Below are 25,552 nucleotides of genomic sequence, written 5' to 3' on the forward strand. Positions count from 1 at the left end.
ACAGCAAGGGCAGGCCGGCGCTGGATCCTTGCGCCGGCCGGTAGTCAGTTGCCGGCGGCAGGTCGCGGATGCATGACTGCGCGCTGGCGCTCTTGCTGGAGGAATTTCATGATGATCGGGGCGACGGCCTCGGCCCGGGTGATCAGGAACAGATGGCCATCGTCGATTATGTGTAGCTGCGCATTGGGAATTCGCCAGGCCAGCAGGCGCATGTTGATCAGTGGGATCAGCGGGTCGTCGTCGCCGGCCAGCACCAGGGTGGGCTGGTGGATCTTGTGCAGCCAGTGGATGCTGGTCCAGCCAAGGCCGGCGAACAGCTGCCAGTAGTAACCGACCTTGCCGCCGGAGCGGACTTTCGAGGCGTGGTGCAGGGCCAGGTCCGGGTCACGGCGGAAACCGCCGCCATAGATCAGCGGCGCGATGCGGACCACATGGGAGGGCTGGATGTAGCGCCGGGGGCTGGCCATCATCCACAGCACCTTGGGCTTGCCCGGGACCATCACCGCACCGGCGGCGGTGGCCGCCAGCACCAGTTTCTTGCAGCGCTCGGGATAGTCGTGGGCGAACTGCTGGGCCAGGGCCCCACCCCAGGACACGCCGATCACGTTGACCTGGCCGTAGTCGAGATAGTCGAGCATGCGCGCGGTGAGCTTGGCCAGGCCGGGGAAACGGTAGGGGTGGCGTGGCGTCGACGAGCCGCCGACGCCTGGCACGTCGAAGGCGATGACCTCGAGGTCCGGGTCGAGCGCCTCGATGAACGGAAAAACAAGCTCGAGGTTGGCGCCGATGCCGTTGAAGATCAGCAATGGCGTCAGGTGCGGCTTGCCTGGGCGGACCGCGGTGCGGATGGACTGGTTGTCCAGCTCGACAGTCCTGAAGATGTACGGTTGCGGCATACGCGTAACTCTAGGGTGGCGTAGCGTGTAGACGCGCCGGGCGGCGCGCCAGCACGGGTTCACTCAGCGTTCATGGACATAGGTACCCGGTGAAGCCTCGCCGGCGGCGTAGGCACGATTGCCCAGGCGCGTCGGGGCTTTCTTCAGCTCGCCAGCCCGCTCGCCCAGCCAGGTCTGCCAGTGCAGCCACCAGGAATCGGTGTGCTTGACCGCATTCTCCTGCCAGGCCTGCGGATCGTCCGGGCGATCCTCGCCGGTCATGAAGCGGGCCTTGGGGTTGCCAGGCGGGTTGAGAATGCTCTGGATGTGGCCGCTGTTGGACAGCACGAACTCGATCTTGCCGCCGAACAGGTGGGCCGAGCGGTAGCAGGACTGCCAGGGGGTGATGTGGTCGGCGGTGCCGGCGACGCTGTAAATGTCGCACTCGACTTTCTTCAGGTCGATGGCGGTACCGCACACTTCCAGGGCATCGGCGCGGGTCAGCGGGTTGTTCTTGAACATCTCGATCAGGTCGCCGTGGAAGGCGGCGGGCAGGCGCGTGGTGTCGTTGTTCCAGAACAGGATGTCGAACACCGGCGGCTCGTTGCCCAGCAGGTAGTTGTTGACCCAGTAGTTCCAGATCAGGTCGTTGGGGCGCATCCAGGCGAATACCTTGGCCATGTCGCTGCCTTCGAGCACGCCGGCCTGGTAGGAGTGGCGCTTGGCCGCCTCCAGCGTCTGCTCGTCGACGAACAGCGCCACCGTGGTGTCGACCGTGGTATCGAGCACGCTGACCAGCAAGGTCAGGGCGTTGACCTTCTTTTCGCCCAGCGCCGCGTAGTGGCCGACCAGGGCGGTGCAGGTGATGCCGCCGGAGCAGGCGCCGAGCATGTTCAGGTCCTTGCTGCCGGTGATCGCCAGCACCGCGTCGACTGCTTCCTTGAGCGCGTCGATGTAGGTGGACAGGCCCCATTCGCGCTGGGCCTTGGTCGGGTTGCGCCAGCTGATGATGAAGGTCTGCTGCTGTGCGCGCAGGCAGAAGCGCGCCAGGCTCTTCTCCGGGCTCAGGTCGAACACGTAGAACTTGTTGATCTGCGGTGGCACCACCAGCAGCGGGCGGGCGTGCACCTGTTCGGTGATGGGGCTGTACTGGATCAGCTCCAGCACGTCGTTGCGGTACACCACCGATCCTTCGCTGGTGCCGAGGTTCTTGCCGACCTCGAAGGCGGCCATGTTCACCTGGCTGGGCATGCCGCCATTGTTGACCAGGTCCTTGGCCAGGTTGGACAGGCCGTCGAGCAGGCTCTTGCCGCCGGTCTCGAAGAAGCGCTTGATCGCCGCGGGGTTGGACAGGGTGTTGGTCGGCGCCATGGCCTCGGTCAGCAGGTTGATGACGAACTGGCCACGGCTGATGTCCTGCGGCGACAGGTCGCTGCCGGCGACCCAGTCGTTGAGCTCCTTGCGCCAGGCCAGGTAGGTCTGCAGGTAGCGGCGGTACAGGGGGTTCTGGCTCCAGGCCGGGTCGCTGAAGCGGCGGTCGTCGCTTTCAGGCTGCAGGCTGGACTTGCCCAGCAGCACGTTCTTCAGCTCCAGGCCGAAGTGCGCCACGTGCCGGGCGCTGTGCAAGGGTTGGCGCATCGCCTGGCGCAAGACCGTGCGCGCCGAGGTGAGCAGGTCCTTGCGGCGAATGCCGATGACCGGGTTGAGCCCCAGGGTGCTTTCCGAGGCCTGCCGCTGCAACTCATCGTTGTTCTTGTTACTCATCTACGACGCTCCGTTGTCCTGAGACGAGTACCGGCGTGCTGTGACAGCCCGGTACTGCTACTCGGGTGACCAGTGATAAGGAACAGCGGTGCTGCGACCGGATGCGTGTCGGTGATGAGCTGCGGGTTTTTCTGCGTGTGAAGACAGCCTGCTTTCGCTCGCGACCTCTACATACCGGCCAGATCCTGCGTGGCTGAAAAGCGATGCAGGGAACTTGCCAGCTCCATTGGTTACCCGACTTTCGTGTAATGCGCAAGACAGCCAGTCTTTGGCTGTCATCCTCGCATTCAAGCAGATGAGATTAGAAAATGCGCTCTAAAGCTTCGGGCCCCTGGACTAGAGCATCAGTTTCACCACCGATTCGGACGGGTCGCGGGATTTGCCGGCCTTGTGCAGTTCGTCGAGGTATTCGGCCCAGAGCTGTTCCTGGCGCAGGCACAGTTGCTCGAGGTACTCCCAGGTGAACAATCCTGAATCATGGCCGTCGTCGAAGGTCAGTTTCAGGGCGTACTGGCCGGCGGGCTCCAGGCCGGACAGGCCGACGTTGATCTTGCCGAACTGCAGGATCGGGTTGCCGTGGCCCTGGACCTCGGCGGACGGGGAGTGCACGCGCAGGAACTCGGCGGGCAGGTGATAGACCTCGCCGGGGGCATAGGTGAGGCTGAGGGTCTTGGAGGCTTTGTGCAGGTTGATGGCGGTGGGCAGGCGGGCCATGGGCGAATCTCTCTTTGGCTTCAAGCTGCAAGCTTCGAGTGATTCCAGGCATTGTGCAAGGGGCTGCTGTGCAGCCCTATCGCAGGCTGTCGCCGGCTCCCACAGACAGCCTTGCTCTCAGTGTGGGGGCTGGCGACAGCCTGCGACAGGGGCGCGCAGCGGCCCCTGCGGTCTTACAGGATGTAGCGCGACAGGTCTTCGTTCTGCGCCAGCTCACCGAGGTGGCTGTTCACGTACGCAGCGTCGATGTGGATCGGCGTCTCGTCGTGGCTGCTGGCCAGGTCGCCGGCGCTGAACGACACTTCTTCGAGCAGGCGCTCGAGCAGGGTGTGCAGGCGGCGGGCACCGATGTTCTCGGTCTTCTCGTTGACCTGGAAGGCGATCTCGGCCAGGCGCTTGATGCCTTCGTCGGCGAACTCGATGTTCAGGCCTTCGGTCTTGAGCAGTTCGCGGTACTGTTCGGTCAGCGAGGCGTGCGGTTCCTTGAGGATGCGCTCGAAGTCTTCCGGAGTCAGGGCCTTGAGCTCGACACGGATCGGCAGACGACCCTGCAGCTCGGGCACCAGGTCGCTCGGCTTGCTCAGGTGGAACGCACCGGAGGCGATGAACAGGATATGGTCGGTCTTGACCATGCCCAGCTTGGTGTTGACGGTGCAGCCCTCGATCAGCGGCAGCAGGTCGCGCTGCACGCCCTCGCGGGAGACATCGGCGCCGCCGACGTTGCCACGTTTGGCCACCTTGTCGATCTCGTCGATGAACACGATACCGTGCTGCTCGACCGCTTCCAGGGCCTTGGCCTTGAGCTCTTCCTCGTTGACCAGGCGGCTGGCTTCTTCGTCGCGGACCATCTTCAGCGCTTCCTTGACCTTCAGCTTGCGGGTCTTGCGCTTGCCCTTGCCCATGTTGGCGAACAGGCTCTGCAGTTGGTTGGTCATCTCTTCCATGCCGGGCGGCGCGGCGATCTCGACCCCCATGCTGTCGGCGACGTCGATCTCGATTTCCTTGTCATCCAGCTGGCCTTCGCGCAGGCGCTTGCGGAACAGCTGACGGGTGTTGGAGTCGCTGCTGGACTGCTGGGCTTCTTCACTGAAGCTGCTGACTCGCGCCTGCGGCAGCAGGGCGTCGAGGATACGGTCCTCGGCGGCGTCCTCGGCACGGTGGCGCACGCGGACGATTTCCTGCTCGCGCAGCATCTTCAGCGCGGCATCGGCCAGGTCACGGATGATCGACTCGACGTCACGGCCGACATAGCCGACTTCGGTGAACTTGGTCGCTTCGACCTTGATGAACGGCGCGTTGGCCAGCTTGGCCAGGCGGCGGGCGATTTCGGTCTTGCCGACGCCGGTGGGGCCGATCATCAGGATGTTCTTCGGGGTGACTTCGGCGCGCAGCTCGGCGGGCAGCTGCATGCGCCGCCAGCGGTTGCGCAGGGCGATGGCCACGGCGCGCTTGGCGTCGTCCTGGCCAATGATGTGGCGGTTGAGTTCGTGGACGATCTCGCGGGGGGTCATGGACATGATCAGTACGGTCCTGAAACGGAGTGGGTCAGCGTGGAAAAGCCCCGTCGGTGGCCGCTCTCAGGCAGGGACGGGGCGCCAGAACAGCTGATCACTCGGCCAGGTCCTGCTCCTCGATGGTCAGGTTGTGGTTGGTGAACACGCAGATGTCACCGGCGATGTTCAGGGCGGTCTCGGTGATTTCCCGGGCCGACAGGTCGGTCTTGTTCAGCAGGGCGCGGGCTGCGGCCTGGGCGTAGCCGCCGCCGGAGCCCATGGCGATCAGGCCATCTTCGGGTTCGACCACATCGCCGTTGCCGGTGATGATCAGCGAGGCATCCTTGTTGGCCACGGCCAGCATGGCTTCCAGGCGGCTCAGCGAGCGGTCGGTACGCCATTCCTTGGCCAGCTCGACGGCGGCGCGCACCAGGTGGCCGGAGTGTTTCTGCAACTGGGCCTCGAAACGCTCGAACAGGGTGAAGGCGTCGGCGGTGGCACCGGCGAAACCGGCGATGACCTGGCCGTTGTACAGGCGACGGACTTTCTTGGCGTTGCCTTTCATCACGGTGTTGCCGAGGGAAACCTGGCCGTCGCCGCCCATGACGACTTTGCCGTTACGGCGGACAGAAACGATGGTAGTCAAGGGAGAGTCTCCACGCAGCGGGGCGAAAATGCCTGATGCAGACTCATATGGGGTGAGGGGGGAAGGATTTCAACCACATTGGATGAATGGTTGCTCCTGGCTCCAGCTCGAGCGCGGTCGATGAAGGAGCGGCTTTGTGTTGCGAAAGGGCCGCCAAGCGGCCCCGGCATTTCTGATATGTAGTCGAGATTCCGGGGCCGCTGCGCGACCCTTTCGCGACACCAGGCCGCTCCTGCAAGAGCGAGCGGGCGTTTATTCAGGCCTCGTGGCAGACGTGCCCATCGACCAAGGTATACCGTACCGCGCCCGGCAGGCAGTGGCCGATGAACGGGCAGTTCTCGCCACGGGAGAACCACTGCTCGCCCGCCAGGGTCGAGGCTTTCGGGTCGAACAGCACCAAGTCCGCCGCGCCGCCGACTTTCAGCTCGCCGGCCGGCAGGCGCAGGGCCGTTGCCGGACCGCTGGTGAGGCGTGCCAGCAGGGTCGGCAGGTCGAGCAGGCCGTCCTCGACCAGGGTCATGGCCAGCGGCAGCAGCAGTTCGACGCTGCTGATACCAGGCTCGGTAGCGCCGAACGGGGCCAGCTTGGCATCGCGCTCGTGGGGCTGGTGGTGGCTGGAGATCGCCTGGATCACCCCGGACTTCACCGCCTCGCGCAGGCCGTCGCGGTCGGCGGCGGTGCGCAGCGGCGGTTGCACGTGGTACAGGCTGGAGAAATCGCGCAGGGCCTCGTCGGTGAGGATCAGCTGGTACAGCGCCACGTCGGCGGTGACCGGCAGTCCCAGTTGCTGGGCCTGGGCGATCAGCCGGGCGCCGCGGGCGCTGGTGATCTGGGTGAAGTGGGCGCGCACGCCGGTCTGTTCGACCAGCAGCAGGTTGCGCGCCAGGGCCACGGTCTCGGCGGTCTCGGGAATACCAGGCAGGCCGAGGAAGCTGGCCATCGGGCCTTCGTGGGCCAGGCCGCCCTGGGCCAGGTCACGGTCCTGGGAGTGGAACACCACGGTCAGGTCGAAGGTCGCCGCGTACTCCAGCGCGCGCGCCAGGGTCCGGTGGTTGGGGATCTCCTTGAGGCCGTTGCCGAAGGCCACGCAGCCGGTGTCGCGCAGGGCCACCAGCTCGGCCAGTTGCTCGCCCTCCAGGCCCTTGGTCAGGGCGCCGATCGGGTAGACCTTGCTGTTGGCCGCTTCGCGGGCGCGGTCGAGGATCAGCTCGGCCACGGCCGAGGTGTCCAGCACCGGCTTGGTCTGCGGCGGGCAGCACAGGCTGGTGACACCGCCGGCGACTGCGGCACGGGTCTCGCTGGCGATGGTGCCCTTGCGGCTGTAGCCCGGCTCGCGCAGCGAGACGCCGAGGTCGACCAGGCCTGGGGCGACGACCAGGCCGTCGGCCTGGAGCGTGCGGCTGGCGCTGAAGCCGGTCGGGGCCGCGCCGATGGCGACGATGCGCCCACCGTCCAGGTGCAGGTCGCTGACGCGGTCCAGGCCGCTGGCAGGATCGATGACCCGGGCGCCGATGATGCTGATGGTCACTGGGCGTTCTCCTGCTCGAATTGACGTTGCGCGTTCTGTCCGCTCATGGCCATGGACAGCACGGCCATGCGCACGGCGATGCCGTAGGTGACCTGGTTGAGGATCACCGAGTGCTTGCCGTCGGCGACCGCCGACTCGATCTCCACGCCGCGGTTGATCGGCCCCGGGTGCATGACGATGGCGTCGGGCTTGGCCCCGGCCAGGCGTGCGGTGGTCAGGCCGAACAGGCGGTAGAACTCGCCCTCGCTGGGCAGCAGGCCGCCGGCCATGCGTTCGCGCTGCAGGCGCAGCATGATCACCACGTCGACGTCCTTCAGGCCTTCGGCGAGGTCGGTGTAGACCTTCACCCCATACTGTTCGATGCCGATCGGAATCAGTGTTTTCGGGCCGATCACGCGGATGTCCGGGCAACCCAGCGCCTTGAGCGCGAGCATGTCCGAGCGGGCCACCCGCGAGTGCAGGATGTCGCCGACGATGGCGACGGACAGGTTTTCGAAGCCACCTTTGTGGCGACGGATGGTCAGCATGTCGAGCATGCCCTGGGTCGGGTGCGCGTGGCGGCCGTCGCCGCCGTTGATCACCGCGACATCCGGGCACACGTGCTCGGCGATGAAGTGGGCGGCACCGGAGTCGGAGTGGCGCACGACGAACATGTCGGCGGCCATGGCCTCGAGGTTGCGCAGGGTGTCGAACAGGGTCTCGCCCTTGCTGGTCGAGGAGGTCGACACGTTCAGGCTGATCACGTCGGCCGACAGGCGCTGGGCGGCCAGCTCGAAGGTGGTGCGGGTCCGGGTGGAGTTCTCGAAGAACACGTTGCACACGGTCTTGCCGCGCAGCAGTGGGACTTTTTTCACGGCCCGGGCACCGACTTCGAGGAACGAGTCGGCGGTGTCGAGGATCTCGGTGAGCAGTTCGCGGGGCAAACCGTCGAGCGAGAGGAAGTGGCGTAGCTGGCCCTGATCATTGAGCTGCAGCGGGCGCTTGGCGTCGAATGGCGTCATCGCGGGGGACTCTTAAAGGGCTGGTGCGGAAGCGAGGTCCTGGCGCTCGAGGACGAGCGGGGCGGGTCCGGTCAATTTTACCCGTTCATGGGCAGCCAGGGACAGGGTGGCGCCAAGCACGTTGGGGCGGATCGGCAGTTCGCCGGCATCCAGGTCGAGCAGGCACACCAGCGTCACGCTGGCCGGACGGCCGTAGTCGAACAGTTCGTTGAGGGCGGCGCGGATGGTCCGACCGCTCATCAGTACGTCGTCCACCAGCACCAGGTGCTGGCCCTCGATCTCGAACGGCAGCGCCGAGGGGCGTACCTGCGGGTGCAGGCCGTTCTGGCTGAAGTCGTCGCGGTAGAAGGACACATCCAGGGTACCCAGCGGGCTCTGGTCGCCCAGCTCGGCCTGCAGGGCCTGGGCCACCCACACGCCACCGGTGTGGATGCCGATGAAGCGTGGCTCGGCGATGGCGCGGCGGGCCAGGTGGGCGCGAAGGTCGACGGCCATCTGCCGGATCAGCTCGGCGGGATTGGGTAGGCTCATTGCGTGCTCCTCGGGTAGGCGGGCGCCGGCAAGCGACCGGCGGCAAAGCGGAATTAAGTGTTGGCCTCCAGCCAGCCTTGCAGCAACAGGGCCGCGGCGATGGCGTCGACCGGGTTGTCGCGGTAGCTGCCGTGACGACCGCCCCGGGCCATCTGCTCGCCCTTGGCCTCGAAGGTGGTCAGGCGTTCGTCGTGGGTGTGCACTGGCAGGTTGTAGCGACCGTGCAGGCGGCGGGCGAACTTCTCGGCGCGCTCGCTCATTTCGCTGGGTGTGCCGTCCATGTTCAGCGGCAGGCCGACGACGATGGCATCAGGCTTCCACTCCTTGATCAGTTTCTCGACCTGGCTCCAGTCCGGCACGCCGTTCTGTGCCTTGAGCGTGCACAGCTCACGGGCCTGGCCGGTGATAACCTGGCCAACGGCGACGCCGATCTGGCGGGTGCCGTAGTCGAAGCCCAGCAGCAGGCGCAGCTCGGCCATCAGGCGTGCCCCGCCTGGCTGGTCAGCAGGCTGAGGTTGATGCCCAGGCTGGCGGCGGCAGCGTCCAGGCGCATGTCGCTGGCCAGGCCGAAGATGATCTCGGGGTCGAACGGGCAGTTGAGCCAGGCGTTGTCGGCCAGTTCCGCTTCCAGCTGGCCGGCTTCCCAGCCGGCGTAGCCGAGGGTGATCAGGCTCTGGCGCGGGCCGGTGCCGGCGGCGATGGCGAACAGCACGTCCTGCGAGGTGGACAGCGACAGGCCTTGCAGCTCGACGGTGGCCTGGTAGCTGCAGTCGTTGCTGTGCAGCACGAAGCCGCGGTCGGTCTGCACCGGGCCGCCCTGGTAGATCGGGATGTGCAGGGTGCTGGCGGGTGGTTCCTCATCCGGGCGCAACTGCTCGAGGATATCGCCCAGGTTCAGCTCCTGCGGGCGGTTGACCACCAGCCCCATGGCGCCGTTGGCGTTGTGCTCGACGATGTAGGTGAGGGTCTGGGCAAAGTTCGGATCGGCCATGTGCGGCATGGCGATCAGGAACTGGTGCTTGAGGTAGCTCGGCGTGAGGGTTTTCATGACCGCTAGTGTGGCGCCAGGTGGCGAGGCTGACAAGGTGCGCGGACGGCTGTATGGGGGCTTGTGGGGGCGGGCTTGCCCCCCCGATGGCGTCAGGCCGGCGGCAACAGGCCCTGGATCAGTTGCTCGACAGCCGGTCGCCGCGGGCGAAGCGCCAGGTGCGGATGATCTCCAGTCGGTCGAACTCGGCCAGGTCGCCGGTGAACGGCGCGAAGGGCGCCGCCAGGCGAACGATGCGCTGGGCGGCCTGGTCGAGCACTGGCTGGCCGGACGACTCCAGCACCAGCACTTCATACAGCGATCCGTCGCGGTTGATCGACACCATCATCCGCAGGCTGCCGTACATCTGCTGGCGCCGGGCCTCCTCGGGGTAGTTGAGGTTGCCGATGCGTTCGACCTTCTTGCGCCACTCTTCCTTGTACCAGGCGCCCTTGTCGCGCATGGTCGAGGCGGCATTCAGACGGTGGATGCGCGGGCGCTTGGCGTACAGCTGCTGTTCATGGGACAGCTCGGCCTCGAGGCTGGCGATCTGGCTGGACAGCTGCGAGCTGTCGAAGTCGGGCACCTTGGCCTCGGGCTTTACCTGCGGCTTGCTTTCCTTCGGCTTGGGCTCGGCTTTCTGGGGCTTCGGCGCCTTGGTGGCGACCACCGACTTTTCCGGCGCCGGCGGCGTTTCCGGGCGGGCGGCCGGGGGCGGGGTGATCTTGTTGATCTTGCTGTCCTGGAACGGCGCGACCTCGGTGGTGGTGGGCACCGCCTTCTTGTCCAGGGTGCCGCTGCCTTGCTGGTTTTCCTGGGCCTGGAAGTCGGCCTTTTCCGGCTTCTTCTCGCTCTTGAAGGTGGCCAGGGTGATGTCCATGGTGTGGCGGATGTCGGCCGGCTTGACCACCGTGAAGCCCACGCCGAGGATCAGCGCCAGGTGCACCAGCGCGGCCAGGAACAAGGTGAAGCCGAGTCGGTCCACCGGGCGAACGCGGGGTGGCAGCAGGTCGGCGGGGATGTCGGCGGGCAGCGTCATCGGGTATCCAAAGGCAGCTTCGAGTCACACGCGGCAAGCTTCAGGCAATAAGCGGCTCGGTGCAGGGCTGCACGTTCTTGCAGCTTGTCGCGTGAAGCTTGCGGCTGCGCATCATACCCCACTGCGCGGCTTTGCCACCTGTCCTCGGTCAGCGCGCTTGCAGCTTGCGATCAATGGCATCCATCAAGCGGCCGCCAATGTCGGTGTTGTAGGCGGCGTCGATCTCGCGGATGCAGGTCGGGCTGGTGACGTTGATCTCGGTGAGGTGCTCGCCGATCACGTCCAGGCCGACGAACAGCAGGCCCTTCTCGCGCAGGGTCGGGCCGACCTGGGCGGCGATCCAGCGGTCGCGCTCGCTCAACGGACGGGCTTCGCCACGCCCGCCGGCGGCCAGGTTGCCGCGGGTCTCGCCGCTGGCCGGAATGCGCGCCAGGCAGTAGTCCACCGGCTCGCCGTCGATCATCAGGATGCGCTTGTCGCCGTCCTTGATCGCTGGCAGGTAGGCTTGCGCCATGATCTGCTGGGCGCCCAGGGCGGTCAGGGTTTCGAGAATCACCGACAGGTTGGGGTCGCCGGCCCGGTGGCGGAAGATCGAGGTGCCGCCCATGCCGTCCAGCGGCTTGAGGATCACGTCGCCATGCTTGGCGGCGAACGCGCGGATGATGTCCGGACGGCGGCTGACCAGGGTGGGTGGCGTGCACTGCGGGAACAGCGTGGCGAACAGCTTCTCGTTGCAGTCGCGCAGGCTCTGCGGGCGGTTGACCACCAGCACGCCCTCGGCCTCGGCCTGCTCCAGCAGGTAGGTGCTGTAGACGAACTCCATGTCGAAGGGCGGATCCTTGCGCATCAGGATCACGTCCAGGTCGCTCAGCAGGCTGTCCTGCTCCGCGTCCAGCTCGAACCAGCGGGCCGGGTCGGCGAACACCTTCAGCGGACGCATCCGCGCGCGTGCCTTGCCTTCACCCTGGTACAGGTCGCGCTGCTCCATGTAGAACAACTCCCAGCCACGCGCCTGGGCGGCCAGCAGCATGGCCAGCGAGCTGTCCTTTTTATAGGAGATGGACGCGATGGGGTCCATGACAATCCCGAGGCGAACGCTCATGGGGTAATTCCTCTTGGCGGCAGTGGCCGCGATGGCACGAAAGAAAAAAGTGGCTCAGGGTGGCGCTGCGAGCGCTGCGGGTCAAGGGGCGCGGCGGATGGAATGGCCACCCGGAGTATGCTAAAAATGCCCGATCCAGCTTCAAGCGCCAAGCCACAAGCTGCAAGTAAAGCCGGACTGCACACCGATCTGCTTTTTCTTGACGCTTGCAGCTTGTGGCTTGCCGCTCAGACCAGAGCCGCAAACGATGGCGAACTTTATGGAACAACCCCTGAAGGTGATGGTGATCGACGATTCCCGCACGATCCGCCGCACCGCGCAGATGTTGCTCGGCGAGGCGGGCTGCGAGGTGATCACTGCCAGTGACGGTTTCGATGCCCTGGCCAAGATCGTCGACCACAAGCCGCGGATCATCTTCGTCGATGTGCTGATGCCGCGCCTGGATGGCTACCAGACCTGCGCGGTGATCAAGCACAACAGCGAATTCAAGGACACGCCGGTGATCCTGCTGTCCTCCCGCGACGGCCTGTTCGACAAGGCCCGCGGCCGGGTGGTCGGCTCCGACCAGTTCCTGACCAAACCCTTCAGCAAGGAAGAACTGCTCGATGCGATCCGCGCCCACGTGCCCGGTTTCGCCGTGCAGGACCAACACGCACCCTGACGCTGCCCGAGTGGGGCGGCGCTTCTTTTTCCGCATGGGGAAACAGCATGGCCCGCGTTCTGATTGTCGACGACTCGCCGACAGAGATGTATCGATTGACCGAGTGGCTCGAGAAGCATGGCCACCAGGTGCTCAAGGCCGACAACGGCGCCGATGGCGTGGCGCTGGCCCGCCAGGAGAAGCCCGATGCGGTGCTGATGGACATCGTGATGCCTGGCATGAACGGCTTCCAGGCGACCCGCCAGTTGAGCAAGGACCCAGAGACCCGCGCCATCCCGGTGATCGTGGTCACCACCAAGGACCAGGAGACCGACCGTATCTGGGCGACCCGCCAGGGTGCCCGCGACTTCCTGACCAAACCGGTGGAAGAGGACGCGCTGCTGGCCAAGCTCAAAGAGGTGCTCGGCGCTTGACCACCCGGCCCCAGGGCGCGTCGCTGACCGCCTTCGAGCTGTTGCTGGACATCGACCGGCGCTGCCGTCTGCTGGTCGCCGACCAGCCGCCCCAGGACACTCGCCTGCAACAGTGGAGCGGCATTGGTTTTCGCATCGCCGGGCAATGGTTCGTCGCGCCCATGGGCGAGGTCGCCGAAGTGCTGCGTGAGCCACGCAGCAGTCGGGTGCCGGGGGTGCAGCCGTGGGTGCGCGGCGTCGCCAACCTGCGTGGCCGGCTGTTGCCAGTGATGGATCTTTGCGCATTCTTCGGCCTCGGTCCGGCCGCGGCGGGCAAGCAGCGGCGGGTACTGGTGCTGGACCACGAGGAGCTGTTCGCCGGGCTGCTGGTGGATGAAGTGGTGGGCCTGCAGCACTTCGCCCTGAGCAGTCTCGAACTGTCGCCGCCGCAGCCGCTGATCCGCGCCGCCGCACCCTTCGTGCAGGGGCATTTTCCCCGTGAACGCAACTGGGCGATCTTCAGCCCGTTCGCCCTGGCCCAGGCGCCGGGCTTTCTCGATGTGGCGCTGTAGAGGATTGTGATGTGAACAAGCCGGGACCCTCCGTTTCGCCCGCCGTCGTTTCCCCGGCCGCCGTGGCCCAGCGCCCGCGTAGCACCGCGCAGATCACCGTGCTGTTCGTGGTGCTGATCCTGTCGATCGTGCTGTTGTTCGCCAACTTCGCCTACCTCAATACCCAGGCCAGCCATGACAAGCAGTACATCGGTCATGCCGGCGAGCTGCGCGTGCTGTCCCAGCGCATCGCCAAGAACGCCACCGAGGCTGCCGCCGGCAAGGCCCTGGCGTTCCGCCAGCTGAGCGATGCGCGCAACGACTTCGAGCGGCGCTGGGACTACCTGCGCCACGGCGACAAGGCCACCGCGCTGCCTCCGGCGCCGGTGGCCGTGCGCGAAGAGATGGACGCGGTGCGCCAGGATTGGGAGAACCTGCGCAAGAATACCGACACCATCCTGGCCAGCGAGCAGACCGTGCTGTCGCTGCACCAGGTGGCGGCCACCCTGGCCGAGACCGTGCCGCAATTGCAGGTGGAATACGAGAAGGTGGTGGAGATCCTGCTGCAGAGCGGCGCTCCGGCCAACCAGGTGGCGGTGGCCCAGCGCCAGTTGCTGCTTGCCGAGCGCATCCTCGGCTCGGTCAACACCGTGCTGGCAGGCGATGACACCGCGGTCCAGGCCGCCGATGCCTTTGGCCGCGATGCCAGCCGTTTCGGCCAGGTGCTCGAGGGCATGCTTGCCGGCAACCCGGCAATCCAGGTGACCCGGGTCGAGGACGCCGACGCCCGGGCGCGCCTGGCCGAGATCGCCGAGCTGTTCCAGTTCGTCGCCGGCTCCGTGGACGAGATCCTCGAGACCTCGCCCGAACTGTTTCGCGTGCGCGAGGCCGCGGGCAATATCTTCAGCCTGTCGCAGACCCTGCTCGACGAGGCCTCGCACCTGGCCAACGGTTTCGAGAACCTGGCCAACGGGCGCACCCTCGACACCGTCGGCGGCTATGCCCTGGGCCTGCTGGCACTGGCATCGATCATCCTCATCGGCCTGGTGATGGTGCGCGCCACTCACCGCCAGTTGCGCGAGACCGCCGAGAAGAACGAGCGCAACCAGGAGGCGATCATGCGCTTGCTCGACGAGATCGAGGAGCTGGCCGACGGCGACCTGACCGTTACCGTGTCGGTCACCGAGGACTTCACCGGCGCCATCGCCGACTCGATCAACTACTCGGTCGACCAGTTGCGCGACCTGGTCGCCACCATCAACCACAGTGCCGAGCAGGTGGCCGCCGCGGTCCAGGATACCCAGAACACCGCCCGCCAGCTGGCCAAGGCCTCGGAGCACCAGGCCGAGCAGATCAGCGAGGCGTCCGAGGCGGTGGGCGACATGGTCGAGTCGATCGACCGGGTTTCGGCCCACGCCTACGAGTCGGCCAAGGTGGCCGAGCGCTCGGTGGCCATCGCCAACAAGGGCAACGAGGTGGTGCACAACACCATCCACGGCATGGACAACATCCGCGAGCAGATCCAGGACACCGCCAAACGGATCAAGCGGCTGGGCGAGTCCTCCCAGGAGATCGGCGACATCGTCAGCCTGATCGACGACATTGCCGACCAGACCAATATCCTGGCCTTGAACGCGGCGATCCAGGCCTCGCTGGCCGGCGAGGCCGGGCGTGGTTTTGCCGTGGTCGCCGACGAGGTGCAGCGCCTGGCCGAGCGCTCATCTTCGGCGACCCGGCAGATCGAGGCGCTGGTGCGCACCATTCAGGCCGACACCAACGAAGCAGTGATCTCCATGGAACAGACCACCGCCGAAGTGGTGCGCGGCGCGCGCCTGGCCCAGGACGCCGGGGTCGCCCTGGCCGAGATCGAGGGGGTGTCGCAGACCATGGCCGAACTGATCCACAGCATCTCCGACGCCGCCCAGTTGCAGACCTCTTCCGCCGGGCAGATTTCCCACACCATGGCGGTGATCCAGCAGATCACCGCGCAGACCTCCGCCGGCTCCAGTGCCACCGCCGACAGCATCCGCCATCTGGCGCGCATGGCCAGCGAGATGCGTCGCTCGGTGTCTGGCTTCACCCTGCCGAAACCGGCCGGGCGTCAGTAGGGGAGGCCGCCGATGAGCTCCCTCGCGCCGCGCCGCGAACGCCACGACACCGTCGCCCTGGCCTGGACCAAGGCGCCGATCCTCGATTGCCTGGGCCAGGCGCGCCAGGCCCTCGAGCGCTTTGCCGCAGAGCCCGGCGAACTGTCGCTGCTGGCCTTCTTCGTCGACAACCTGCATCAGGTGCATGGCTGCCTGCGCATGCTCGAGCTCGACGGGGCCAGCCGCCTGGCCGAAGAGCTGGAGCTGCTCGGCCAGGCCATCGCCGACGGCCAGGTCAGCCCCCGGGGGGATTGCCTGGGTGCGCTGTTCCGGGGGCTGGAGCAGTTGCCGTCCTACCTTGACCGGTTGCGTGGCGCGCGCCACGACTTGCCATTGGTGGTGATGCCGTTGCTCAACCAACTGCGGGCGTGTCGGGGGATCGAGGCGCTGGCCCAGGGTAGCCTGCTCGGCGAGTTCGGCCAGCGCCTGGCCGGTGCCGAAGACCTGGCCAATCTCGACCTGTCGCTGGGTAACTGGCGCGAGCATATGCAGGCGGGGCCGGGGCGCGACGCGTTGCGTTCGGTGGTAATGGCCCTGTGCGATGATCTGATGCGCATCAAGGAGCGCCTGGACGTCAGTGGCGAGCGCACGTCTCGAGAACCCCTCGAGGCCTTGCTGGCGCCCTTGCGTCACGTGGCCGACACCTTGGCGGTGCTGGGTTTCCAGCAGCCACGACGGGTCATCATCGACCAGGTACTGGTGCTGCAGGCGCTGGTCGACAAGGCCGACGAGGTGGACGACGCGCTGCTGATGGATGTGGCTGGGGCGCTGCTCTACGTCGAGGCGACCCTCAACGGCATGGTCGGCCCGCTGGAGGAAAGCGCGCCGGGCAGCCTGCCGGGTTCCGACCTGGCCGAGATCCGCCAACTGGTGCTCGGCGAATCGCTGAATGTCCTGCAGCAGGCCAAGGACCTGATCGGCGACTGTATCGAGTCCGATTGGTCGCGCCAGCGCCTGCAGGCATTGCCAGGCCTGCTGCAGCAGGTACGTGGGGCGCTGGCGATGCTGATGCTGCCGGCCGCCGCCGAGCTGTTCGCCGGCTGCGCGGGTTATGTGCAGGGCTGGCTGGTGCACCTGCAGGACGAGCCGCTGCCCGACGAGCTGGCGCACCTGGCCGATGCCTTGTGCGCCGCCGAGGGCTACCTGCAATGGCGGGTCGCCGATCCGCTGGCGGACGCCCAGCCGTTCATCGACATGGCCCAGGCCAGCCTGGCCGCGCTGGGGGTACGCTGCCAGCATGTCGAAAGCGTGCAGGGCGCCGAGCTGGCGCTGGACGGTGTCGATGACGAGTTGCGCGAGGTGTTTCTCGAAGAAGCCGGTGAGGTGCTGCCGGAAATCGAGCGTCACTGGTTGCGCTGGCGTGCGGACAACGGCTTGCGTGAGGCGCTGGTCGAGGTTCGCCGGGCCTTGCACACGCTCAAGGGCAGCGGGCGAATGGTGCATGCGCAGGCGGTGGCGGAACTGGCCTGGGGTGCCGAGCATCTGCTCAACCGGGTGCTGGATGGCCGCATCGTGCTCAGCGCCGAGGGCCAGGTGGCCTTGCAGCAGGTGTTCGTGCGCTTGCCTGACCTGCTCGCCGATTTTGCCGCCGGCCAGGTACCGGCCAGTACCGAGATCGAACAACTGGCCGCGCACTTGCACGCCCTGGCGCTCAACGACGCCCCTGCCAGTGCCAGCATCGACGGGCTTGACCCACAACTGCTGGAGATTTTTCGCAACGAAGCCCAGGGACACCTGGCCAGCCTCGATGCCTTCCTCGACAGCGTCGAGGTCCAGGGCACGGCGGTCAGCGACAGCCTGCAGCGCGCCCTGCATACACTCAAGGGCAGCGCGGCGATGGCCGGGGTGATGCCGATGGCGGAGCTGGCCACGGCGCTCGACCGCCTGGTGCGCGAGTACAAGACCCACCAGCTGCCCTTGCTGGTGGTTGAAACCGAACTGCTGGAAGCTGCCCGGGCCCTGTTCCACTTGGGCCTGGCCCAGCTCGACAGCACACCGTTGGCGCCCATCGCGGGGGCGGCGGAGCTGATCGAGCAGGTCGGCCTGACCGTGGATGCGCGGCTGGCGCAACAGCAGGATGCACCACTCCCGCCCCGGCGCAGCCGGCGCGACCCTGCATTGATCGCCCGCTTCCTGGCCGAGGGCATGGACCTTCTCAGTGACGCCGAGGCCCAGCTGGCTCATTGGCAGGCGCATCCCGGCGAACGCCAGGTGCTGGACACCTTGCTCGACGCGTTGACCGCCTTGAGCCACAACGCCCACCAGGCCGAGTTGTGGCAGGTGGATGAAGTCTGCGAAGGCCTGCTCGACCTGTATGGCGCGGTCGAAGAAGGCAGTCTGGCGGTGAGCCCGCGGTTCTTCGCCGTGGCCGGCCAGGCCCATGAAGCGCTGCTCGACCTGTTCGACGAGATCGCCGCCGGTCAGGACCTCCAGGCGCGCCCCGACTGCCTGGCGGCCTTGCGCGGCTTGCTCGACGATGCGCTCGACCCTCGGCTCATGGGGGTGGTCGGCACCGAGGCGGTGACGCCACTGGCCAGGCCTGATGACCTGCCAGGGGCCGAGCTGGTCGAGCTGTTTCTAGAGGAAGCCGGGGATATCCTCGATAACCTCGAGCAGGCCCTGGAGCAATGGCGGCAGGAGCCTGGCGGCAGCTCGGCGTTGAGCATGCTGCAGCACGATGCGCTGACGCTCAAGGGCGGGGCGCAGATGGCCGGGATCGGCGCCATCGAAGTGCTGGCCCAGGAGCTGGCGCTGCTCTACGAAGGGCTGGTGGACCGTCGGCTGGGCGCCAGTCCGTCCTTGCCCGCGTTGCTCGAGCGCAGCCATGCGGCGTTGGCCGACATGCTGCAGGGCCTGCGCCAGGGCCAGGCCCCGGCCTCGGCGGTGACGCTGCTCGGTGAGCTGCGCGACTTCCGTCACAATGCGCCACCGCCGTTGCCTGCCGAACCGTTCGAGGAGCAAGAGGAAGCGGCGGGCGACAAGGAGCTGCTGGAGGTCTTTCTCGAGGAGAGCTCGGACATCGTCGAAAGCGCGGCCGAATCACTGGACCGCTGGCAGGCCGATCCGCGCAGTACGGTCGAGGTGGAAAACCTGCTGCGTGACCTGCACACCCTCAAGGGGGGCGCGCGGATGGTGGAGATCGCCGCCATCGGCGACCTCGCCCATGAACTGGAGTTTCTCTACGAACTGCTCGCCGCCGGCCGCCTGCCGCCGACGCCGGCGCTGTTCAGCCTGCTGCAGAACTGCCACGACCGCCTGGCGCACATGCTCGATGCCGTGCGCATGGGCCAGCCATTGCACGCGGCCACGGCGCTGATCGACTACATCCGCAACTTCTCCAGCGCCGCGCTGACCGACAGCGCGGCCAGCCAGGCCCAGGCCGATGCCGCGCCTGTCGAGGCGCCGGCTGCTGTGCCGGAGCGGGCAGGGGACATGGTCAAGGTCGATGCCGAGCTGCTCGACGACCTGGGCAACCTGGCCGGCGAGCACTCGGTGATCCGCGGGCGGATCGAGCAGCAGGTCAACGACGCCCAGTTCGCCCTCAATGAGATGGAGACGACCCTCGAGCGCATGCGCGACCAGCTGTTGCGTCTGGATATCGAGACCCAGGGCCGGATGTCTAGCCGCCAGCAGTTCGAAGGCGATGCCTACGATGATTTCGACCCGCTGGAAATGGACCGCCATTCGCAGTTGCAGCAGCTGTCCCGGGCGTTGTTCGAGTCGGCCTCGGACCTGCTCGACCTCAAGGAGACCCTGCTGCAACGCTCGCAGGAAGCCTACAGCCTTCTGCAGCAGCAGGCGCGGGTCAACAGCCAGTTGCAGGAAGGCCTGACCGCCACCCTGATGGTGCCGTTCGAACGCCTGGTCCCGCGCTTGCAGCGGGTGGTGCGGCAAGTGGCCAGCGAGTTGGGCAAGCAGGTCGAGCTGGTGGTCGGCAATGCCGAGGGCGAGCTCGATCGCAGCGTGCTCGAGCGCATGGTGGCGCCACTGGAGCATATGCTGCGCAACGCCGTCGACCATGGCCTGGAGGCCCGCGAGGCGCGCCTGGCCGCCGGCAAGCCGGAGCTTGGCACCATTCACCTGAACCTGCTGCACGAAGGCGCCGACATCGTCATCGAGATGAGCGACGATGGTGCCGGCGTACCGCTGGAAGCGGTGCGCAGCAAGGCGATCAAGCGCGGTCTGCTCGATCCGCAGGCGCGCCTGAGCGATCACGAGATCCTGCAGTTCATCCTTCGGCCAGGATTCTCCACGGCCGAGAAGATCACCCAGATTTCCGGGCGTGGCCTGGGCATGGATGTGGTCCATGAAGAGGTCAAGCAACTGGGCGGCTCGATGAGTATCGAGTCCAGTCCCGGCCGTGGCGCGCGCTTCCTGATCCGCCTGCCGTTCACCGTGTCGGTGAACCGGGCGCTGATGGTGCATCTGGGCGACGAGCAATATGCCATCCCGCTGAACACCATCGAGGGCATCGTCCGGGTGCCCCCGGCGGAGCTCGAGGCCTGCTACCGGCTCGATCCGCCACGCTACCGCTATGCCGGCCACGACTACGCGCTGCGTTACCTCGGCGAGCTGGTGCAGGGCGGTGGGCAGCCCCACCTGCTGGGCCAGAGCGTTCCCTTGCCGGTATTGCTGACCCACTCCCACGAACAGTCGTTCGCCATCCAGGTCGACAGCCTGTCGCCCAGCCGCGAGATCGTGGTCAAGAGCCTGGGGCCGCAGTTCGCCGCGGTGCCTGGGTTGTCCGGCGCGACCTTGCTCGGCGATGGCCGGGTGGTGCTGATTCTCGATCTGCTCGGCCAGTTGCGCGGCCAGCAGCGACGCCTGGCACGCCTGCCGGGCGCGGCCGACAGCGAGCGCGGGCTGATCGGGCCGGTGCCTCGCCGGCCGCTGTTGGTCATGGTGGTGGACGATTCGGTGACCGTGCGCAAGGTCACCAGCCGCTTGCTCGAGCGCCATGGCATGAGCGTGCTCACTGCCAAGGACGGGGTCGACGCCATGGCCCAGTTGGAGGAGCACCGCCCCGACATCCTGCTGCTGGACATCGAGATGCCACGCATGGATGGCTTCGAAGTGGCCACGCGCATCCGCCGCGACGAGCGGCTGAAGGGCCTGCCGATCATCATGATCACCTCGCGTACCGGCCAGAAACACCGCGACCGGGCCATGGCCATCGGGGTCAACGAATACCTGGGCAAGCCCTATCAGGAATCGGTGCTGCTGCAGAGCATCGTCCACTGGAGTCAACACCATGCTTGAACACATTGCCGGCCAACGCAGCAGCCTGACCGGGCTGTTGCTGCCCTTGGGCGACCGCACCCTGGTGTTGCCCAATGTCGCCGTCGCCGAGCTCATTGGCCACCGCGCCATCACCTGCGAGCCTGGCGAGCCGGTCTGGCACCTGGGCTGGGTCGACTGGCGCCAGCAGTGCCTGCCGTTGATCGGTTTCGAGGCCGCCTGTGGCGGTCAGACCCGCTGTGGCGAACGTTCGCGGATCGTGGTGCTCAATGCCCTGGGCGACACCGGGCTGCGCTACCTGGCGTTGCTGCTGCAGGGGATTCCACGCTCGTGCAAGCTGGACAGCCAGCTCAATTATGTGGACGTGCCGCTGGCCGGGCTGGAACTGGCCGCGGTACAGGTGGGCGAGCAGGTGGCGCGGGTGCCGGACCTGGCCGGGCTGGAACGGCTGGTGCGTGACGCGGATCTGCAACCTGTTGCCGGTTAGGATGGGCCGACATGCCTGGAGCCGTCTTGCCGCCTTCGCTGGCGAAACCAGTGGCGAGGTGTGAAACGGCGCCAGGGAACCCGACACGATCCTGGAGGTCCTTTGGGACATGTACTACGGTGAACGCTTCAACGCCTGGACCCACCTGGTCGGCGCGGTATTGGCCTGCATCGGCGCGATCTGGCTGATCGTCGTGGCAGGCCTGCAGGGCGATCCCTGGAAGATCGTCAGTTTCTCCATCTATGGCTTCACACTGCTGTTGCTCTACAGCATCTCGACCCTCTACCACAGCACGCGCGGCCAGGCGAAGAAGGTCATGCGCAAGCTCGACCACCTGTCGATCTACCTGCTGATCGCCGGCAGCTACACGCCGTTCTGTCTGGTCAGCCTGCGCGGGCCCTGGGGCTGGAGCCTGTTCGGGGTGGTCTGGGGGCTGGCGGTGATCGGCATGCTGCAGGAGATCAAGCCGCGTTCGGAGGCACGGATCCTGTCGATCATCATCTATGCGCTGATGGGCTGGATCGTGCTGGTGGCGGTCAAGCCGCTGCTGTCCAGCCTGGGTGCCGCGGGTTTCGCCTGGCTGGCGGCCGGCGGGGTGTTCTACACCGTCGGCATCATCTTCTTCGCATTCGACAGCCGCTTCCGTCATTGGCATGGCATCTGGCACCTGTTCGTCATCGCCGGCAGCCTGATGCACTTCGTGGCGGTGCTCTTCTACGTGTCCTGAGCACAGCGCCGGCCTCAGTTGTAGGCCCCCATCACGCAACTGTCCGCGTGGGCCTGGCACAGCCGCTGGGTGGCCTTCAGGTGGGCGTGGAAGCTCTCGGCATGGATCTTCCACCAGCGCTCGTTGAACGCTTTGAGCACCTGCACGATATGGCGGCCTTGTGCCGATGTCGCGTTGCTGTCGCTGCTATCGATCATAGGCCAGAGGCTGTTGAACTCGTCGGTCAGTGCTTGTCGTCGGGCCTCGATCGACGCCGGGCTGGCGGTCGGCTGAAGACGGGTGAAGTCGCCCAGTTCGGTGCTGACGTATTGGTCGACCACCGGTGGTGGCCTGAATTTCTTGGCGCCTGCCGCCAGGCTGGCAGAGAGGTCCGGGGTCAGCGCATCGATGTAGCAGAACCCGTATTGCATGCGTGGCTGGGCGTCATGTCCGAGCTTTTTCATCTGCGCCTTGCACGCAGCGAGCCTTGTTTCACGCGGCGTTGCGCAGGAAGGGTATGTGCTATCGGTGCAGCCTGGGGCTTGCGGGGTGCGAGCCACGGTGTTCTGTTCGGTGAACACCAGGCCTGCCAGTACGCAGGCTGCCAGTAGGCCGAGCAGGGTCATCATTCTCATGATCGCGAAGTCCGAAGGTTTTCAAATGACGGAAAACTCTAGGGGGCTTCGCGTGCTCGAGGCTACTGACAGAACTGCCAGTTGTCGTCTGGCGCGTGGCTTTCGGAAAAATCCGGCTTTAGCCTGGATTTTTCACGTGGCGGATCAGAAATCCCCCCAGAGTTGCTGTGCCACCGACAGCGCCACCACCGGTGCCGTCTCGGTGCGCAGTACCCGTGGTCCCAGGCGGGCGGCCTGGCAGCCGGCGGCCTTGGCCTGTTCGACCTCGGCATCGCTCAGGCCACCCTCGGGGCCGATCAGGAAGGCCAGGCGCGCAGGCTTGTCGTGGCTGGTCAAGGGGGCCGCCACGGGGTGCAGCACCAGCTTGAGGTCGGCCTCGGTGCTCTTGAGCCATTCGGCCAGGGTGAGCGGTGAATGGATGACCGGCAGGGTCGAGCGGCCGCATTGCTCGCAGGCGCTGATCGCCACCTGGCGCCAGTGGGCCAGGCGCTTGTCGGCACGCTCGTCCTTCAGGCGCACCTCGCACCGTTCGCTGACGATCGGCGTGATCTCGTTGACACCCAACTCGGTGGCCTTCTGGATCGCCCAGTCCATGCGCTCGCCACGGGACAGGCCCTGGCCCAGGTGGATGTGCAGCGGCGACTCGACCTGGCCTGGCAAGGCCTGGTCAAGGTTCACGCGCACGCTTTTCTTGCCCACTTCGAGCAACTGGCCGAGGTATTCCTGGCCACTGCCGTCGAACAGTTGTACGGCGTCGCCGGCGGCCATGCGCAGCACGCGGCCGATGTAGTGGGCCTGGGCTTCGGGGAGCGCGTGCTCGCCAAGGCCCAGGGGGGCGTCGATGAAGAAGCGGGAAAGTCTCATGGTTCAGCTCGGCATGTGAGAGGGGCATTGTCCCTTGCAGGGGCGACCCAAGGCGGCTCCTGCTGGGAAGGGCGTAGGGTGCTGGCCCTAGCCCGGGTCGCGGAAATCAGGGTGGAAGTCGGCCGGCACGGCGACGCTGACGCTATCGCGGGTGGCGATGTCGATGCCTTCGCTGGCCACCTCGGCGAGGAAGTCGATCTGCTCCGGGGTGATCACGTAAGGCGGCAGGAAATAGACCACGCTGCCCAGCGGGCGCAACAGCGCGCCACGGCTCAAGGCATGCTCGAACACTTTCAGGCCGCGACGCTCCTGCCAGGGATAGGCGACCTTGCCGGCCTTGTCCTGGACCATTTCGATGGCCAGGGCCATGCCGGTCTGGCGGATCTCGGCGACATGGGCATGGTCGGCCAGGTGCGCGGTGGCGCTGGCCATGCGCGCGGCCAGGGCCTTGTTGGCCTCGATCACGTTGTCCTGGGCGAAAATGTCCAGGGTCGCCAGGGCTGCGGCACAGGCCAGCGGGTTGCCGGTGTAGCTGTGCGAGTGAAGGAAGGCGCGCAGGGTCGGGTAGTCGTCGTAGAAGGCCTGGTACACCTTGTCGGTGGTCAGGCAGGCGGCCAGCGGCAGGTAGCCACCGGTCAGGGCCTTGGACAGGCACAGGAAGTCCGGGCGGATGCCGGCCTGCTCGCAGGCGAACATCGTGCCGGTGCGGCCGAAGCCCACGGCGATCTCGTCATGGATCAGGTGCACGTCGTAGCGGTCGCAGGCCTCGCGCAGCAGTTTCAGGTACACCGGGTGGTACATGCGCATGCCGCCGGCACCCTGGATCAATGGCTCGACGATCACGGCGGCAATGCTGTCGTGGTGTTCGGCCAAGGTCTGCTCCATGACCGCGAACAGGTTGCGCGAGTGCTCCTCCCAGCCCATGCCTTCGGGGCGCAGGTAGCAATCCGGGCTGGGCACCTTGATGGTGTCCAGCAGCAGCGCCTTGTAGGTCTCGGTGAACAGCGGCACGTCGCCCACCGACATCGCGGCGATGGTTTCGCCGTGGTAGCTGTTGGTCAGGGTGACGAAGCGCTTCTTCTGTGGCTTGCCGGTGTTCTGCCAGTAGTGGAAGCTCATCTTCAGCGCCACTTCGATGCATGACGAGCCATTGTCGGCGTAGAACACCCGGTCGAGCCCGGCGGGGGTCATGGCCACCAGGCGCTCGGACAGCTCGATCACCGGCTGGTGGCTGAAACCGGCGAGGATCACGTGCTCTAGCTGGTCGACCTGATCCTTGATGCGCTGGTTGATCCGCGGGTTGGCGTGGCCGAACACGTTGACCCACCAGGAACTGACGGCGTCGAGGTAGCGCTTGCCTTCGAAGTCCTCGAGCCAGACACCTTCACCACGGCGGATCGGGATCAGCGGCAGCTGTTCGTGGTCTTTCATCTGGGTGCAGGGGTGCCACAGGACCTTGAGGTCGCGTTGCATCCACTGATCGTTGAGGCCCATGGGCACATCTCCTGGCGGCACGGCTTGGTTAGACCGCGTAAGCCTAAGCAATGCCAGGAGGCAGGACAACCGCCCGCGCGTTCAGTTGCGCCGTACCGGCTCCCATTGCAGGCCGCAGAGGTGCATCTGCCCGGCGGTCGAGGTGGTGATGTACAACCGTTGGATCCGACCTGGCAGCGCCTGCTGCACCAGCTGGCTGGCCAGGCGGCCGGGCAGGTGGTGTTTCAGGTCGTCGCCCGCCAGGACCAGCCAGTGAAAGTGACGACAACCGCGCAACGGCCAGTCGGGGTCGGGGCGCTCGATCTCCAGCAACACTTCCATGCCGGGGCTGCCTGCTTCGCAGGCGACGTAGAACTCAAGGGTGAGTCTTTCTACTTCCCGTTCAAAGCGGATCTCCACTTCACCGCCCTTGCCGATCACCAGTTCGGTGGCGGACAGTTCGTCCTCGGCCTGGAAGCCGCAGTACTGGGTGCTCCTGGACCTGATGTTGAGCCCGGCGGCGAACCACGGCTGCTGATGAACCAGCAGTTGTGGGCGTACATCGGAGAACTGTTTCTGGTAGATCATGTGCGGTACCTGCCTGCGGCCATCCTCGAAGGCCAAGCTTGCACCTGTGCCCGGCCCGGCAGAACTGACAGAAATACCAGTAGGCAAAGG

At 66.4% G+C, this 25,552-nt stretch carries 23 protein-coding genes; 7 read left to right on the top strand and 16 right to left on the bottom strand.

From position 1 onward, the window contains the following. Window positions 1-44 precede the first annotated feature (44 nt). The 12 genes from phaZ to gshB all read right to left on the bottom strand — a co-directional run bounded on the left by phaZ (window position 45) and on the right by gshB (window position 11,720). Entirely contained in the window at window positions 45-896 is an 852-nt protein-coding gene (phaZ, locus tag F3J43_RS11425) for a poly(3-hydroxyalkanoate) depolymerase (RefSeq protein ID WP_166885882.1), read from the bottom strand. 63 nt (window positions 897-959) lie between these two features. Beyond that, the gene (gene phaC, locus F3J43_RS11430; protein WP_166885885.1) at window positions 960-2,639 is read right to left on the bottom strand and encodes a class II poly(R)-hydroxyalkanoic acid synthase; all 1,680 of its coding nucleotides are present in this window, start codon (window positions 2,637-2,639) and stop codon (window positions 960-962) included. 336 nt (window positions 2,640-2,975) lie between these two features. Continuing rightward, window positions 2,976-3,353, bottom strand: a complete 378-nt coding sequence (locus F3J43_RS11435; protein ID WP_166885887.1) for a gamma-butyrobetaine hydroxylase family protein — start codon at window positions 3,351-3,353, stop codon at window positions 2,976-2,978. A 173-nt stretch (window positions 3,354-3,526) separates the two neighbouring features. After that, the gene (gene hslU, locus F3J43_RS11440) at window positions 3,527-4,873 is read right to left on the bottom strand and encodes an ATP-dependent protease ATPase subunit HslU (RefSeq protein ID WP_353618220.1); all 1,347 of its coding nucleotides are present in this window, start codon (window positions 4,871-4,873) and stop codon (window positions 3,527-3,529) included. 88 nt (window positions 4,874-4,961) lie between these two features. After that, entirely contained in the window at window positions 4,962-5,492 is a 531-nt protein-coding gene (hslV, locus tag F3J43_RS11445) for an ATP-dependent protease subunit HslV (RefSeq protein ID WP_054884302.1), read from the bottom strand. Between the two features lie 256 nt (window positions 5,493-5,748). Further along, window positions 5,749-7,020 carry a dihydroorotase gene (locus tag F3J43_RS11450; protein ID WP_166885891.1) on the bottom strand — a complete coding sequence of 424 codons (1,272 nt, stop codon included), beginning with the start codon at window positions 7,018-7,020 and terminating at the stop codon, window positions 5,749-5,751. Further along, window positions 7,017-8,021, bottom strand: coding sequence for an aspartate carbamoyltransferase catalytic subunit (locus F3J43_RS11455; protein WP_166885893.1), 1,005 nt, complete (start codon window positions 8,019-8,021; stop codon window positions 7,017-7,019). Before F3J43_RS11455 ends, F3J43_RS11450 begins: the two co-directional genes overlap by 4 nt. Window positions 8,022-8,033: 12 nt before the next feature. Beyond that, window positions 8,034-8,552 carry a bifunctional pyr operon transcriptional regulator/uracil phosphoribosyltransferase PyrR gene (gene pyrR / locus F3J43_RS11460; protein WP_166885895.1) on the bottom strand — a complete coding sequence of 173 codons (519 nt, stop codon included), beginning with the start codon at window positions 8,550-8,552 and terminating at the stop codon, window positions 8,034-8,036. Window positions 8,553-8,605: 53 nt separating this feature from the next. Then, window positions 8,606-9,031 carry a Holliday junction resolvase RuvX gene (gene ruvX, locus F3J43_RS11465; RefSeq protein ID WP_166885897.1) on the bottom strand — a complete coding sequence of 142 codons (426 nt, stop codon included), beginning with the start codon at window positions 9,029-9,031 and terminating at the stop codon, window positions 8,606-8,608. Further along, window positions 9,031-9,600: a YqgE/AlgH family protein gene (locus F3J43_RS11470; RefSeq protein ID WP_166885899.1), complete on the bottom strand. Its 570-nt coding sequence runs from the start codon at window positions 9,598-9,600 to the stop codon at window positions 9,031-9,033. Before F3J43_RS11470 ends, ruvX begins: the two co-directional genes overlap by 1 nt. Window positions 9,601-9,718: 118 nt before the next feature. Next, window positions 9,719-10,618: an energy transducer TonB gene (locus F3J43_RS11475; RefSeq protein WP_166885901.1), complete on the bottom strand. Its 900-nt coding sequence runs from the start codon at window positions 10,616-10,618 to the stop codon at window positions 9,719-9,721. 148 nt (window positions 10,619-10,766) lie between these two features. After that, the gene (gene gshB, locus F3J43_RS11480) at window positions 10,767-11,720 is read right to left on the bottom strand and encodes a glutathione synthase (RefSeq protein WP_166885903.1); all 954 of its coding nucleotides are present in this window, start codon (window positions 11,718-11,720) and stop codon (window positions 10,767-10,769) included. Between the two features lie 259 nt (window positions 11,721-11,979). Between gshB and pilG the strand changes: the two genes are divergently transcribed. From pilG to trhA, 7 genes are all read left to right on the top strand, one after another. Then, on the top strand, window positions 11,980-12,381 hold the full coding sequence (gene pilG, locus F3J43_RS11485) for a twitching motility response regulator PilG (protein WP_166885905.1): 402 nt from the start codon (window positions 11,980-11,982) through the stop codon (window positions 12,379-12,381). A 47-nt stretch (window positions 12,382-12,428) separates the two neighbouring features. Next, window positions 12,429-12,794 carry a twitching motility response regulator PilH gene (pilH, locus tag F3J43_RS11490; protein WP_166885907.1) on the top strand — a complete coding sequence of 122 codons (366 nt, stop codon included), beginning with the start codon at window positions 12,429-12,431 and terminating at the stop codon, window positions 12,792-12,794. Further along, entirely contained in the window at window positions 12,791-13,345 is a 555-nt protein-coding gene (locus F3J43_RS11495) for a chemotaxis protein CheW (protein ID WP_166885909.1), read from the top strand. The genes pilH and F3J43_RS11495 overlap by 4 nt, the downstream gene beginning before the upstream one ends. An 11-nt stretch (window positions 13,346-13,356) precedes the next feature. Beyond that, a complete protein-coding gene (locus tag F3J43_RS11500; RefSeq protein WP_353618217.1) occupies window positions 13,357-15,432 on the top strand; it encodes a methyl-accepting chemotaxis protein in 2,076 nt (691 codons plus the stop codon). 12 nt (window positions 15,433-15,444) lie between these two features. Continuing rightward, window positions 15,445-20,730 carry an Hpt domain-containing protein gene (locus F3J43_RS11505; protein WP_166885911.1) on the top strand — a complete coding sequence of 1,762 codons (5,286 nt, stop codon included), beginning with the start codon at window positions 15,445-15,447 and terminating at the stop codon, window positions 20,728-20,730. Next, window positions 20,723-21,196 carry a chemotaxis protein CheW gene (locus F3J43_RS11510; RefSeq protein ID WP_166885913.1) on the top strand — a complete coding sequence of 158 codons (474 nt, stop codon included), beginning with the start codon at window positions 20,723-20,725 and terminating at the stop codon, window positions 21,194-21,196. Before F3J43_RS11505 ends, F3J43_RS11510 begins: the two co-directional genes overlap by 8 nt. A gap of 109 nt (window positions 21,197-21,305) precedes the next feature. Then, window positions 21,306-21,923 (top strand): PAQR family membrane homeostasis protein TrhA, encoded by a 618-nt coding sequence (trhA, locus tag F3J43_RS11515; protein WP_166885915.1) that lies wholly within the window; start codon window positions 21,306-21,308, stop codon window positions 21,921-21,923. Between the two features lie 14 nt (window positions 21,924-21,937). Here the strand turns inward: trhA and F3J43_RS11520 are convergent, their stop codons facing one another. The 4 genes from F3J43_RS11520 to F3J43_RS11535 all read right to left on the bottom strand — a co-directional run bounded on the left by F3J43_RS11520 (window position 21,938) and on the right by F3J43_RS11535 (window position 25,462). Continuing rightward, on the bottom strand, window positions 21,938-22,537 hold the full coding sequence (locus F3J43_RS11520) for a hypothetical protein (RefSeq protein ID WP_205297790.1): 600 nt from the start codon (window positions 22,535-22,537) through the stop codon (window positions 21,938-21,940). 144 nt (window positions 22,538-22,681) lie between these two features. Then, a complete protein-coding gene (locus tag F3J43_RS11525; RefSeq protein WP_166885919.1) occupies window positions 22,682-23,401 on the bottom strand; it encodes a 16S rRNA (uracil(1498)-N(3))-methyltransferase in 720 nt (239 codons plus the stop codon). Between the two features lie 87 nt (window positions 23,402-23,488). Then, entirely contained in the window at window positions 23,489-24,895 is a 1,407-nt protein-coding gene (locus F3J43_RS11530) for an adenosylmethionine--8-amino-7-oxononanoate transaminase (RefSeq protein ID WP_166885921.1), read from the bottom strand. An 81-nt stretch (window positions 24,896-24,976) separates the two neighbouring features. Further along, window positions 24,977-25,462, bottom strand: a complete 486-nt coding sequence (locus F3J43_RS11535) for a hypothetical protein (RefSeq protein ID WP_166885923.1) — start codon at window positions 25,460-25,462, stop codon at window positions 24,977-24,979. Window positions 25,463-25,552 lie beyond the last annotated feature (90 nt).

The organism is Pantoea sp. Cy-639, from assembly GCF_011752525.1.
Lineage (GTDB): Bacteria > Pseudomonadota > Gammaproteobacteria > Pseudomonadales > Pseudomonadaceae > Aquipseudomonas.

Bases quoted from the DNA above. Each gene is read 5' to 3' on its own strand.
- phaZ (WP_166885882.1), bottom strand. From the start codon at position 896: ATGCCGCAACCGTACATCTTCAGGACTGTCGAGCTGGACAACCAGTCC.
- phaC (WP_166885885.1), bottom strand. From the start codon at position 2,639: ATGAGTAACAAGAACAACGATGAGTTGCAGCGGCAGGCCTCGGAAAGC.
- F3J43_RS11435 (WP_166885887.1), bottom strand. From the start codon at position 3,353: ATGGCCCGCCTGCCCACCGCCATCAACCTGCACAAAGCCTCCAAGACC.
- F3J43_RS11455 (WP_166885893.1), bottom strand. From the start codon at position 8,021: ATGACGCCATTCGACGCCAAGCGCCCGCTGCAGCTCAATGATCAGGGC.
- pyrR (WP_166885895.1), bottom strand. From the start codon at position 8,552: ATGAGCCTACCCAATCCCGCCGAGCTGATCCGGCAGATGGCCGTCGAC.
- ruvX (WP_166885897.1), bottom strand. From the start codon at position 9,031: ATGGCCGAGCTGCGCCTGCTGCTGGGCTTCGACTACGGCACCCGCCAG.
- F3J43_RS11470 (WP_166885899.1), bottom strand. From the start codon at position 9,600: ATGAAAACCCTCACGCCGAGCTACCTCAAGCACCAGTTCCTGATCGCC.
- F3J43_RS11475 (WP_166885901.1), bottom strand. From the start codon at position 10,618: ATGACGCTGCCCGCCGACATCCCCGCCGACCTGCTGCCACCCCGCGTT.
- gshB (WP_166885903.1), bottom strand. From the start codon at position 11,720: ATGAGCGTTCGCCTCGGGATTGTCATGGACCCCATCGCGTCCATCTCC.
- pilG (WP_166885905.1), top strand. From the start codon at position 11,980: ATGGAACAACCCCTGAAGGTGATGGTGATCGACGATTCCCGCACGATC.
- pilH (WP_166885907.1), top strand. From the start codon at position 12,429: ATGGCCCGCGTTCTGATTGTCGACGACTCGCCGACAGAGATGTATCGA.
- F3J43_RS11505 (WP_166885911.1), top strand. From the start codon at position 15,445: ATGAGCTCCCTCGCGCCGCGCCGCGAACGCCACGACACCGTCGCCCTG.
- F3J43_RS11510 (WP_166885913.1), top strand. From the start codon at position 20,723: ATGCTTGAACACATTGCCGGCCAACGCAGCAGCCTGACCGGGCTGTTG.
- trhA (WP_166885915.1), top strand. From the start codon at position 21,306: ATGTACTACGGTGAACGCTTCAACGCCTGGACCCACCTGGTCGGCGCG.
- F3J43_RS11520 (WP_205297790.1), bottom strand. From the start codon at position 22,537: ATGAGAATGATGACCCTGCTCGGCCTACTGGCAGCCTGCGTACTGGCA.
- F3J43_RS11525 (WP_166885919.1), bottom strand. From the start codon at position 23,401: ATGAGACTTTCCCGCTTCTTCATCGACGCCCCCCTGGGCCTTGGCGAG.
- F3J43_RS11530 (WP_166885921.1), bottom strand. From the start codon at position 24,895: ATGGGCCTCAACGATCAGTGGATGCAACGCGACCTCAAGGTCCTGTGG.
- F3J43_RS11535 (WP_166885923.1), bottom strand. From the start codon at position 25,462: ATGATCTACCAGAAACAGTTCTCCGATGTACGCCCACAACTGCTGGTT.